We start from the raw sequence: 12,465 nt of genomic DNA, 5'->3' as shown, positions 1-12,465 counted from the left end.
GGACATCACCGCGGCAACCACCGACTTGGTTTTGCAGGCCGCTTCAGCAAGGGCTCGATCCTGCCAGAGGTCCGTCGGCGCACCCTTGACATGGGTCAACCCGTCTCTTGGGAGAGGTTCAAGCAAATCGCCTCAAATCATCATCAATACTATCCTGAAATTAGATAGTTTGCGATATTGATATTCATATCCATTATTGGACCAATGATGACATTCTCAAAATTATATACAACTAAGAAAAATATCTCGACGACGCACAGCAACGGCAGAGCGATTGACGGTTCCGGGATCTAGAACGAGAACGAGGCCATGAGCTCGGCTTCCCAGACGTCGAAATTCGGCTGGCCGATCGAGCGGTAGGCTCCCCTGGCACTGATGAGGAGGTTCTTGTTGATGACCGCGCGAGCGCCGAGTTCCACGGTGCCGGCCCATGGCTCAGGCGTGGCCAACGCCAGCTCGCCGGTGAGGATGGCGCCGTCTCCCGGGCGCAGATATTCATAGTCGACCCCGACCCTGACAAAGGGCATGAACACGTCGCCATTCGCCAAGGCAAAGAGACGGCTGAATTCGGCGGACGCCGTCACGATGCCGTACACGTCGTCCGAAGCCGGCGTTGGCGATGTTATCTCGCGACCTGCGAGCGTGGTCCCGGAAAGATCGTAAGCGGTGTTGTAGAAATACGTGAGGCTCGTGCTGATCTTCGGGCGCACAAAGATGCCATGGACGGTATATTGCCCGTTAAGCTCAAATGAAGCGGCCACTTGATGGGTTTCGTAGCTGCCGTCGAGAACGCTGATACTCAGCTGGTTTTCCGTAAGGCCATAAGTCAAGGAGTTCGACAGCGCCCAGTGCTCGTTGAGGCGGACAGCCGCGTATGGGCCGGCGGTGAAGCCTGTCGCGTCGGCCCTCAAGGTGTCGTCGAACGCGCGAACCCCATAGCTGTTCAAGGCGACGCTGAAGCCGACGGAGACACGCTCGTTCACCATGCGGTCGATGCCGGCGGTGAGTGTGCCGACCACCGTATCGGAATCGAGATCGTAGCGGCGGTCTTGGACGGCCGTGACCTGGCCATTGACCCAGGAATTCCATTTCGAGACCGGCACGAGATCGCGGCCGGGCGTCAACGGGACGGGGACGTTCTGAGCGAGACAATCAACCTCCGGCTGACGTCGATCATTGCGCGCTTCTGCCGGATCCTGATCGTTTTCAGCGCATCGGCTTTCAGCGACGTCTGAGGCCGAGGTGCTCCGCGCGACATCGCGCGGCGGCAGCGTCCCGATCGGCGGTTCCGGCCGGGCCGGGCGACCGGGCGTCACCCCGGCCGGGGGCCGCGTCCCGATGGGCGGCTCAGGCCGGGCCGGAAGACCCGGCGTCACCCCGCTCGGGGGCAGCGTTCCGATGGGCGGCTCGGGCCGGGCCGGGAGACCCGGCGTCACCCCGCTCGGGGGCAGCGTCCCGATGGGCGGCTCCGGCCGGGCCGGGAGACCCGGCGTCACCCCGGTCGGGGGCAGCGTCCCAATGGGCGGCTCCGGCCGGGCCGGGAGACCCGGCGTCACCCCGGTCGGGGGCAGCGTTCCGATGGGCGGCTCCGGCCGGGCCGGGAGACCCGGCGTCACCCCGCTCGGGGGCAGCGTCCCGATGGGCGGTTCCGGCCGGGCCGGAAGACCCGGCGTCACCCCGGTCGGGGGCAGCGTCCCGATGGGTGGCTCCGGCCGGGCCGGGAGACCCGGCGTCACCCCGGTCGGCGGCAGCGTCCCGATGGGCGGCTCAGGCCGAGCCGGGAGGCCCGGCGTCACCCCGGTCGGCGGAAGCGTTCCGATCGGCGGCTCAGGCCGGGCCGGGAGACCCGGCGTCACCCCGCTCGGGGGCAGCGTCCCAATGGGCGGCTCCGGCCGGGCCGGGAGACCCGGCGTCACCCCGCTCGGGGGCAGCGTCCCGATCGGCGGCTCAGGCCGGACCGGGAGACCCGGCGTCACCCCGCTCGGGGGCAGCGTCCCGATCGGCGGCTCAGGCCGGACCGGGAGACCCGGCGTCACCCCGGTCGGCGGAAGCGTCCCGGTGGGCGGCTCCGGCCGGGCTGGGAGACCCGGCGTCACCCCGGTCGGGGGCAGCGTTCCGATGGGCGGCTCCGGCCGGGCCGGGAGGCCCGGCGTCACCCCGGTCGGCGGAAGCGTCCCGATGGGCGGCTCCGGTCGGGCCGGGAGACCCGGCGTCACGCCAGTTGGGGGGAGCGTTCCGATGGGTGGCTCCGGCCGGGCCGGGAGACCCGGCGTCACGCCAGTTGGGGGGAGCGTTCCTATGGGTGGCTCCGGCCGGGCCGGGAGACCCGGCGTCACGCCGGTCGGGGGGAGCCTGGCGATCGGGGGCTGCGGCCGGGTTGGCGGGGGCGGTATCACGCCGCTGGGCGGCCGGGATGGAAGGCCCGGCGTGACGCCGGTCGGCGGAAGCCTCGCGATGGGCGCCTCCGGTCGCGCCGGGAGGTCCGGCCGCAGCCCGCCGGGCGGGAGCCTGCCGATCGGCAGCTCGAAATCGGGGAAGATGCCGCCGATTGGCGGGAGGTTGAGATCCGGCCTCGAGATGTTCGGAGGCAGTCGAATTCCGCCCTTCTGGTTCTGAGTATCGATCAAGCACCGTGTGCCGTCGCTCAGCGTGAAGAGGCGATGAACCCCACCATTCCCCGCCGACACGTTGGGCGATGTTGAGATATGCAGACCACGACGGCTACGCGACCACGTGTCGACGACCTGGCCTTGCTGGGCTGCTTCGAGCTCGTAGTCTCCAGCCACCGTTCTTGAGACCCAGATCGAACGCGTCTCGGCCCGATTGTTGCCGAGATAGCGCAAGCCGCCGAGATCCTTGCAGCTTTGCGCCGCCGCGGGCATCGGCAGCAGCGTGATTGCCGGCCACACAGCGAACATTGCAGCGGTCGACCAGGAGCGGCGCAGACGCGCGTTCTTCATGAACAATGCGAGCATCGGTATGGTCTCTCCCTCCGCCCAAGGAGATGTCGCTGCAAAACTCGTCAGTGAACTATGGTCTATACTGCGTCGGCTCTCGCGTATTCTGCCCCGCCAGGGTTAGGGCAAAAATGAGGGAACCGCTAAGACGAATGCTTCACGCGCAAAATTTGCCTCTATCTATCGCCGGCAAGTGTATCTATTCAGCAACTATAAGGTGAGAGCGAGCGACCAGTTGGAAGTTCGTGCTTCCACTGCGCGGTGTGCGGTCGATGTGTTGATTGCGCTTCCGGCCAGGCCTGCGGACGTTGAAAATGGTTGTTAGGTCGCGCCCTTTAAGCAAAGCCCGAGCATCGCGACCGATTATAGTGTCTCCGATTTGCCGGGAGATCACACGACCAGGCTTTGCGGGGCTGATATCCGCCCTGCCCTCATCCCCGTTCATTTCCCCTATGCTCAGGTTCAACGACACGGTTTTTAAGGTGAAGCCGACTCCACGATCTCCGCAGGGTGATTTCCACGACCTGAGTGCACCTCTGGCCAAGCGAGGCGCATTTCGAGAGCCTCGCTCCGCACTCGCCGACCGACACGCACGGCAAGCCGAGGGTCGATCACCCGAGCCCGACCCGGTTGCGGCGCACCAGGAGGGGCGCGCGCGTCCGGCGCCGGTCCGCTGACCCCATCGCCGATGACGCGAGGTCGATGATCTTCGGGATGAGCCACGGCCTAGAAGACGGTGCCCGGCTACCTCGTAGTACACGTGCACGCAGCCGAAGGCGAACGCCAGTTTCAGCCCGGCCTCAGCGTTGTCCCACGGGGTTCCCAAGCGCACGGGGCGCTTCGAATTCCCCCACATGCACCCGCCGCCCGCGGCGAGCGCGAAGAGACAGGGACCGGAGACCCGCCAACGTCATTGATGCCCCGACATCCGCCCCGCTGTTCGGGTGGGGATGGGGCAACACGCGACGCACGAAAACCCGAGTTGGGTCCGCGGCCTGACGTTTGGGGTGTGTATGGGGGCACATTTGGTGGGGTGGCGGAGAGAGAGGGATTCGAACCCTCGGTACGGTTGCCCGTACAACGGTTTTCGAGACCGCCCCGTTCGACCACTCCGGCATCTCTCCCGCGCGGCGGAACCTAGTCGGGGAAGCGCGCCGGGGCAAGCCCGTTCGTGGGGGGATGTGGAGGAAGATCACAGGGCGATGACATCGCCCGCCTCGGGGGCTTCGCGCGGCGGGAAATTTGGTGGCTTGGGAGGGGCGCCGGGAGGCGCCAGCCCTGGCGGCGTCGGCCCCCTCCCCCTGCCACGCTTCGGTGTCGGCGGTCCGGTTTCCGATGCTCGTCCGTGAGGATCCACGCGGCGTCGCCAGCCCTGCACAGCACGGCAGAAGAACGCGCGACGTTGAGGACGCCCCCGCGCTTCCGCGTTGGTGAGGACGCCGCCGCGCTGTCGCTTCGGTGGGGACTCCGCGCCGCCGCGACCGCGGCACGCCGCCACCACACCCCCGCGCCCCGGCCCCGCCCCTTGCCTCCCGGCATCGGCAAATCCCCCCGCCCCCGCCATTCCAGTGGACACCAGGCGCGGCGCCGTTATGGTTCTTGCAAAAATCGGGAGGGGTTCTTGGAGAGGATTGGATTTGTCGGCGTCGGCTATATGGGCGAGGGCATGGCCGCGAATGCGCTGAAGGCCGGCCATCCGCTGACGGTCGTCGCCCATCGCAAGCGCGATGCGGTCGAACGGCTCACCGCCGCCGGCGCGAGCGAAGCCGCCGATCTCGCCGCGATGGCGCGCGATGTCGACGTGATCGCGCTCTGCGTCAGCGATGCGCCCGCCGTCGAGGACGCCATCGAGCGCCTGCGGCCCGGCCTTCATGAGGGGCAGCTCGTCATGGATGCGAGCACCTCGGCGCCGGAGGTGACGAAGCGCCTTCATGGTGCGCTCGCAGAGATCGGCGTCCGGCTCGTCGACGCGCCCGTCACCGGGAGCCCGGCGAACGCGGCCGAAGGCAAGCTCGCGACGCTCCTCGGCGCGGAGCCGGAGGATGCCGCGCGCGCCACGGCGATCGCCGGCACATGGTCGGTCAAGGTGCGCCATTTTGGCGGTGTCGGGGCGGGCCATACCGCCAAGCTCATCAACAATTTCGTCACGAACGGGACGACCGCCCTCCTCACCGAGGCGTACAGGCGGGCGCGTGCGGCGGACGTCGACTGGCACTCCCTCTTCGACGTGATGTCGACCGGGGCGGCGCGGTCCGGCACGCTCGAGAAGATGGTCGCCCCGGCGCTCGAGGGCGATTTTGACGGCGCGAAATTCTCCGTCCGCAACTCGGCGAAGGATGTGCGCTACTACGCCGCACTCGCGGAAGCGATGGACGGCAAGCCGAGCCCCGTCGCGGCGGCGATCCTCGGCGTCCTCACCCAGCACGTGGAGAACGGGCTCGGGGACCTCAACGTCTCGCGCCTCCTCGATCCCTCGGTCTGACCGGGGATCGCGCGCCGCCGCCGCGACACCGCGGCGGGACGGGCGCGCGCACGGGCGGCGCAGCGCGGCGCGGCCGGTCCCGGCGGACACAAGCCGGGGGGCGCGGAAAGGGGAAGGATTGCCCTTCCCGGTTCCCTCGGCCCGCTCGCCTGGTCTAACCTTCACCACCAAGGCCCGCGCGATGGCGTGCGGGCACGGGACAAGGCCGCACGCGCACCGGCGAGGAGCCGGCGCCGCGCGGACCCATGAGGAGCGACACCCGGCGGCCCGCACAGCCGCCCAACACACACGCACCGCGAACGCGGGCGAGACAGACAGGAGGAACGCATGAGACCATTCCAATACGCCCTTGCGGGCGCGCTGATGCTGGCCGTCGCCGGCCCCGCGAGCGCACAGGAGGAGATCCTCTTCGGCATCTCCGCCGCCACGGGCTCCTTGCAGCAGCGCACGGCGGCCGAGTTCGCCAAGCGCGCGAACGAGAAGCTCGGCGACAAGGCCGTCGTGAAGGTGTTCGATTCCTCCCAGCTCGGGAAGGACAAGGAGCTTCTCCAGAAGCTGAAGCTCGGCACCGTCCACCTGTCGCTGCCGACCTCGATCATGTCGTCGGTCTCGGACGAGTTCGCCCTCTTCGACATGCCCTTCCTCGTCGCCGATCGCGACCATATGGGCCGGATCGAGGAGGCGCTCTTCTGGGACAAGATCGCCCCCACCGTGGAGGATGACGGCTACAAGGTCATCGCCGTGTGGGAGAACGGCGTGCGCCACATCACCAACAATGTGCGCCCGATCAACGTGCCGGCGGACCTCGACGGCGTGAAGATCCGCACCCCGCGCTCCACCTGGCGCGTGCGCATGTTCGAGGAATATGGCGCGAATCCGACGCCGATGGCCTTTTCGGAGGTGTTCACCGCGCTCCAGACCGGCGTCATCGACGGGCAGGAGAACCCCTACACCAACATCGACGCGGCGAAGCTGAACGAGGTGCAGAAGTACCTCTCGAAGACCGGCCACGTGTACACCCCCGCCTATCCGACCATGGGCAAGCGCGTCTACGACAACATGGACCCCGCGATCCGGGACATCCTCGTCGAGACCGCGCTGGAGCTCGAACAATGGGCGCGCGACGAGGGCGAGGCCGACGACGCGGCGCTCGAGAAGAAGCTCGTCGAGGGCGGGATGGAGATGAACACCGCCGACCGCAACGCCTTCGTGGAGGCCTCCAAGCCCATCTACGAAGCCTTCGCCGCGGAGGTCGATGGCGGCCAGGAGATGATCGACGAGGCGATCGCCCTCGGCTCCGGCAGCTGATCCGCTGAACGGCCGGCGGCGCCCCGCGCGTCACCGGCCCCCTTCCCTTGCCCAGAGACCCCGATGACTGCGCTCGCCACCGTGCTGCGGCACGTCCTGGAAGCCATCACCATCACCATCCTCGTCGCGCTGGCCATCGTGGTCGTGGCGGCGGTGGTGGCGCGCTATGGCTTCAACTCCTCCTTCGTCTGGTACGACGAGGTCGCCTCGGTGATGCTCGCGTGGCTGTCCTTCTATGGCGCGGCGCTGGCGGCGCTGCGCCGGCGCCATCTCGGCTTTCCGGGCGTCGTGCTCGCGATGCCGAAATCGGCCCGCTTCGCCACCTTCCTCGCCGGTGAGATCATCGTCCTCGTGGTGTTCGCCGCGATCGGCTATGGCGGCTGGTTCATCCTGGAAGTGATGGGGAGCGACACGCTCATCTCGCTCGACGTGCCGCTCGCGGTGACGCAGTCGGTCGTGCCGATCGGGGCCGCCCTCTTCATCGTCGCGACGCTCCTGTCCGCCCCGTCCGCCTGGCGCTCGCTCGCCTCCGGCATCAGCTCGGAGGATGAGGAGATCGCCGAGGAGATCGCGCGCGCCGGCGGCGACCGCGACGCGGACGGGCACGCCCCGATCGGGGCCGGCCAGAGCGCCATCACCGAGGCCCCGCGACCGGGAGGCGGCGCGCGATGATCACCCTTGCCGTCCTCGTCCTTCTCGTCGTCCTCATCGCGATCAACGTGCCGATCGCGGTGGCGATCCTCGCGGTCGCCCTCTTCGGCATCGTCATCAACAAGGGCGTCTTCGGCCTTTATGACGCCGCGCTCACGATCTTCGACGGAGCCACTTCGTTCCCGCTGATCGCGATCCCGCTCTTCATCCTCGCGGGCGCGCTGATGAACACGGGCGGCATCTCGCGCCGCCTCATCGACTTCACCTCCGCCCTCATCGGCTTCGTGCGCGGCGGGCTCGCGATGGTGAATGTCGGCGTCTCGCTCTTCTTCGCCGAGATCTCGGGCTCGGCCGTCGCCGACGTCGCCGCGATCGGCTCGGTGCTGATCCCCTCCATGAAGCGCAAGGGCTATCGCCCGCGCTTCGCGGCGGCCGTCACCTCGTCCTCGGCCTCGCTCGCGATCATCATTCCGCCCTCGATCCCGATGATCCTCTATGGCGCGATCGCGGACACCTCGATCACGCAGCTCTTCATCGCGGGCATCGTGCCGGGCCTTCTCGGCGGCTTCTCGATGCTGGTCCTGTGCTACTGGTTCGCCGTGCGCTACGACCTCCCGCGCGAGGAGGCGTTCTCGCTCCCGCGCCTCGGCAAGGCGTTCGTCGCGGCGGGGCCGGCCCTCCTCCTGCCGCTCATCATCCTCGGTGGCATCTTCGGCGGGATCGTGACGGCGACGGAGGGGGCGGGGCTTGCGGTGGTCGCCGCGCTCATCATCGGCACGCTCGTCTATCGCGAGGTGCGCATCGTCGCGCTCTACCACGCCCTCATCGAGGGGGTGACGCAGACGGCGATCGTGATGCTCCTCGTCGCGACCTCGGCCGTGCTCGGCCTCTACCTCACCGAATCGGAGGCGCCGCAGCGCTTCGCCCAGGCGATCATCGGCCTCACGGACAACAAGATCTTCGTCCTGATGCTCCTCAACGTCATGCTGCTCTTCCTCGGCATGATCCTGCACGGGGCGGCGGCGATCATCCTCGTGACGCCGATCGTGCTGCCGCTCATCCACCAGATCGGAATCGACCCCGTGCAGTTCGGCGTGATGCTGACGCTCAACATCGCGATCGGGCAGCAGACGCCGCCGGTGGCGAGCGTGCTCGTCACCGCCTGCTCGATCGCGCGGACCGACATCTGGGGCACGACGCGCACCAACGTGCCGTTCATCCTGCTCCTCCTCGCCCTCCTCCTTCTGGTGACCTACGTGCCATTCGTGTCGCTGGGGCTTGTCGAGTGGCTCTATCGATAAGAGGTTGGCGCAAATGCGCTCGCAGATTCGGCGTCGCGCCCCCGCGCGCCGCCGCCGCTTCACACGGAGAATCCTGAAATGGACATGACTGGCGCTCTGCCGACCAGCGGGGATCCACTGCTCCTCGGCCGCGTCTGGCGACCGGGCATCGGCCCGGCCGTCGTCACCGTTCGCGACGGTGACGTCGTCGACATCACGAGCCGCGAGCACCCGACCGTGCGCGACGTGACGGAGGCCGCGCATCCGGGCGTCATCGCCGCCGGCGCGCCGGGCGAGGCGTTCATCGATGTCGACGACCTCCTCGCCAATTCCGACGAGGCGAAGCGCGACCGCGACGCGCCCTATCTGATCTCCCCGGTCGACCTCCAGGCGATCAAGGCCTCGGGCGTGACGTTCGTGACGAGCCTTCTGGAGCGCGTCATCGAGGAGCAGGCGCGCGGGGACCCCTCGCGCGCGGCGACGCTGCGCCACGAGATCAACGACGTGATCGGCACGGACCTCTCCAAGCTGGAGCCCGGCTCGGCCGAGGCGATGCAGCTGAAGACGGTCCTCCAGGAGCGCAAGGTCTGGTCGCAATATCTGGAAGTCGGTATCGGCCCGGATGCGGAGATCTTCACCAAGGCGCAGCCGATGAGCTCGGTCGGGCACGGCGCCTATGTGGGCCTCCACCCCGTCTCCCACTGGAACAACCCCGAGCCCGAGGTCGTCCTCGTCGTGCGCTCCGACGGCACGATCGTCGGCGCGACGCTCGGCAACGACGTGAACCTGCGCGACGTCGAGGGCCGCTCCGCCCTCCTCCTCGGCAAGGCGAAGGACAACAACGCCTCCGCCGCCCTCGGCCCCTTTATCCGCCTCTATGATGACGGGTTCGGCGCGGCCGATGTCGCCTCCGCCCACGTCTCCCTCACGGTCGAGGGGACGGACGGGTTCAGCCTCGAAGGCAGCTCCTCGATGTCGGAGATCAGCCGCAGCCCGGAGAAGCTTGTCGCCGCGACCATCGGCGGGCACCACCAATATCCGGACGGCCTCGTCCTTTATTGCGGCACCATGTTCGCCCCGATCAAGGACCGCGACGGCCCCGGCGAAGGCTTCACCCACCACGAGGGCGATATCGTCGCGATCCACACCCCGGCGCTCGGCACGCTCGTCAACCGCGTGACGCTGTCGACCAAGGCCCCGCCCTGGACGTTCGGGATGCGCTCGCTGATGAACAACCTCGCGAGCCGCGGCCTCCTCTAAGGCCGTACGGGCGCCGCGCCATCCGGTCGCGGCGTCCCCCTATTCGGCGGCGGCGATCGCCGCGTCGGCCGGCGCGGCCACGTTACGCGCGCCGATCGCGGGCCGCAGGTCCCGGCTCGCCAGGGTGTGGTTGGGGCTGATGGCCGGGTCGTGGAGAAGGCGCGCGCCCCAGCGGGCGATCATCACGGCCTTCTCCGCATCGAGCCGCGCCCGCTTCTCCGCGCTCTTGTCGAGCCCGCGCGACTGCGATTCCAGATGATAGGCCGCAGCGTGCGGCGTGTAGAGGACGCGGTATCCCGCCGCGCCAACCTTAAGGCAGAGGTCGACATCGTTGTAGGCGACGGCGAGCGCCTCGTCGAAGCCGCCGACCGTCTCGAACACATCCCGCCGCATCGCGAGGAGGGCCGCCGTCACGGCCGACATCGTCTGAACGTGGCGGAACCGGCCATGATCGGCCCGGCCGAGATCCGCATGGCCCTTGAGGAGGTGTGAGCCGACCCCGCCGATGCCGAGCCCCACGCCGCAATGCTGGTTTGTCCCGTCGGCATAGGCGAGGCGCGCCCCCACCGCGCCGACATCCGGCCGCATCGCCTGGCGGACCATCTCGTCGAGGAGGCCGGGCTGCGGCTTCGCGATGTCGTTGTTCACGAAGAGGAGGATGTCACCTTCGCTCGCCGCAACCGCCAGATTGTTGAGGCGCGAGAAGTTGAACGGCTCGTCGACGCGCATCACCCGCACGCGCGGATCGGCGGTCAGCCGGCCGAAGGCGGCGAACGTCTCTTTCTCCTCGCTGCGGTTGTCGACGATGGTGATGGCGAGCCGATCCGCCCCCTCCTGCGCGAGGAGCGCGGTCACGAGCGGCTCGAAGAGGGCCGCGCCGTCCCGCGTCGGAATGATGGCGGCGACGCTGGGGCGCGCTTCCGGGAGCGGCCAGACGATGCGCCGGTCGGCCCCGTCCACCACCAGCGGTGCGGGGCCCTCCGCGGCCGCGGCCTCTGCGGCGAGGAGCGCGGCGACGAAGGCGGTGCGCCCCGGCAGCGGCGCCGCCTCCTCCATCGCGCGGTGGGCGAGCACCATCGGGACGTGGCGGATCGCGGACGGCCCCACGGCCCGCGCGACCTTCAGTGCGAGGCTCGCCCCGTCGATCACGTTGGGCGCGGTCTGGAGCGCCCGCCGCACCGCATCGGCGCGGATGAGGGTGAGGCCGGAGAAGAGGTCGTCGGTGAGGGCGCGGTCCGGGCAGTAGGCCGTCTTGAAGCGCGGGCGGCGGCGGATGCCGAGCGCGTCGAGCCGGTCGTCGTCGCTATAGAGGAGCGCCGCGCCGGGGTCGCCCGCCGCCGCCGCGCCGAGCCGTGCGAGCGCACCATCGGCGAGCCTGTCGCCGGCGGTCACGAGCGCGAAATAATCGCCCGCCGTCGCGCTGATCGCCTCGCGCAAGGTCTGGCGTGCGCGCGGTCCGTAGGCGACGAGGTCGGCGGTGATACCCTGGGCGCCAAGCGACTCGCGGGTCGCGGCGAGCGCGGCATCCCCGCGCCGCCCCTGCCGCGTCTCGACGAGGAGCGTGATCTCGGCCGCGACCGCGCGCGGCGGCGGCAGCGTCTCGTGCGCCTCGATCCAGCGCTCATATTCGCCCCGCTGCGGCCCGTCGGCCGGCGGCTCCACCCCCGCCGCGACAGGGACGAGGGGCGGGAGGGCGAAGCCCTCGCCGCGATCGGTCTCGGCGAGCGGCAGGCGGATGTTCGTCGCGCGGTCGATCACCGCCCCGTCCGCACCCTTGACCGCGACCGTCACGGCGTGGGCGCGCCCGTCCTTCAGCCAGAGGGGCGTGCGAAAGCGGAAGCGCATGCGCGAGGGCAGCGCCGGCGCGCCGCGCAGCCGCCCGCGGATCGCCTCGCCCCAGCCCGGGCTGGCGGCGACCGTCGTGTCGGCCCACACGTTGTCGATCAAGAGGTCGAGAACCAGAGGGCCCTCGGCGTGGACGGCCTGGCTCGCATAGCACCAGCCCGCGATCGCCACCTCGTCGAGACGGTCCATCGCACCGAAGGCGCTCTTCGCCGCGCCCGCCGCGCCCGCATCGGCGCTCTCGCCGAGCGCCGCCGCCTCGTCCGCCGTGAGGGTGCGCCACGTGGTGCGGCGCGTCAGTTCCCCCTTCACGAGGCGCTGGACGGCGATCTCCACACCGTCCCCGCCCCCGGCCTCAGCGCCCTGGTGGGCGAGGAAGGCGGCGTCCTGGTCGATCGGCAGCGCAAAACCGCAGAAGCCGCCGCGCTTTCCGTGCGCTTCAAGGTCGGGGCGGTAGATGTCGGCCCGTGCGGCGCCGAGGATCGTGCCGGCGCGCGACGCGGTGACGATGAGCGGATCGTCCGGCGTCTGCGGCGCCCAAACCCAGCCGCGGATCCGACCGCCGCCCACCCCTTCGATGTGACCGTCAATCGTCTCGATCTGGCCGTCGAACGCGGACACGCGACCCCACCTCGCCCGTCGATCGGGCAACTTTCACGCGAGAGCACGCCCCGGACAATCCGAT

The 12,465-nt window shown here is 69.3% G+C and carries 7 protein-coding genes and 1 tRNA gene; 5 read left to right on the top strand and 3 right to left on the bottom strand.

The features are described 5' to 3' along the window. Nucleotides 1-290: 290 nt before the first annotated feature. Nucleotides 291-1,376 (bottom strand): autotransporter outer membrane beta-barrel domain-containing protein, encoded by a 1,086-nt coding sequence (locus DBV35_RS09400; RefSeq protein WP_157961652.1) that lies wholly within the window; start codon nt 1,374-1,376, stop codon nt 291-293. A gap of 2,615 nt (nt 1,377-3,991) precedes the next feature. After that, nucleotides 3,992-4,081, bottom strand: a tRNA-Ser gene (locus tag DBV35_RS09395). A 497-nt stretch (nt 4,082-4,578) separates the two neighbouring features. Between DBV35_RS09395 and DBV35_RS09390 the strand changes: the two genes are divergently transcribed. The 5 genes from DBV35_RS09390 to DBV35_RS09370 all read left to right on the top strand — a co-directional run bounded on the left by DBV35_RS09390 (nt 4,579) and on the right by DBV35_RS09370 (nt 9,938). Further along, the gene (locus DBV35_RS09390; RefSeq protein ID WP_157961651.1) at nt 4,579-5,439 is read left to right on the top strand and encodes an NAD(P)-dependent oxidoreductase; all 861 of its coding nucleotides are present in this window, start codon (nt 4,579-4,581) and stop codon (nt 5,437-5,439) included. A gap of 327 nt (nt 5,440-5,766) precedes the next feature. Further along, on the top strand, nt 5,767-6,747 hold the full coding sequence (locus DBV35_RS09385; protein WP_108659891.1) for a TRAP transporter substrate-binding protein: 981 nt from the start codon (nt 5,767-5,769) through the stop codon (nt 6,745-6,747). Nucleotides 6,748-6,810: 63 nt separating this feature from the next. Then, on the top strand, nt 6,811-7,419 hold the full coding sequence (locus DBV35_RS09380; RefSeq protein ID WP_108659889.1) for a TRAP transporter small permease: 609 nt from the start codon (nt 6,811-6,813) through the stop codon (nt 7,417-7,419). Further along, complete coding sequence (locus DBV35_RS09375; RefSeq protein WP_108659887.1) at nt 7,416-8,699, top strand: TRAP transporter large permease; 1,284 nt, start codon at nt 7,416-7,418, stop codon at nt 8,697-8,699. Before DBV35_RS09380 ends, DBV35_RS09375 begins: the two co-directional genes overlap by 4 nt. Before the next feature lie 84 nt (nt 8,700-8,783). Further along, nucleotides 8,784-9,938, top strand: coding sequence for a fumarylacetoacetate hydrolase family protein (locus DBV35_RS09370; RefSeq protein ID WP_108660642.1), 1,155 nt, complete (start codon nt 8,784-8,786; stop codon nt 9,936-9,938). A gap of 39 nt (nt 9,939-9,977) precedes the next feature. On the opposite strand, the gene DBV35_RS09365 is transcribed toward DBV35_RS09370, so the two are convergent. After that, nucleotides 9,978-12,401 carry a glycosyltransferase family 2 protein gene (locus tag DBV35_RS09365; protein ID WP_108659886.1) on the bottom strand — a complete coding sequence of 808 codons (2,424 nt, stop codon included), beginning with the start codon at nt 12,399-12,401 and terminating at the stop codon, nt 9,978-9,980. Nucleotides 12,402-12,465 lie beyond the last annotated feature (64 nt).

It is taken from the genome of Acuticoccus kandeliae (assembly GCF_003073115.1).
The sequence above is the reverse complement of the archived record's forward strand: the minus strand, read 5'-3'. Positions and strand labels throughout refer to the sequence as shown.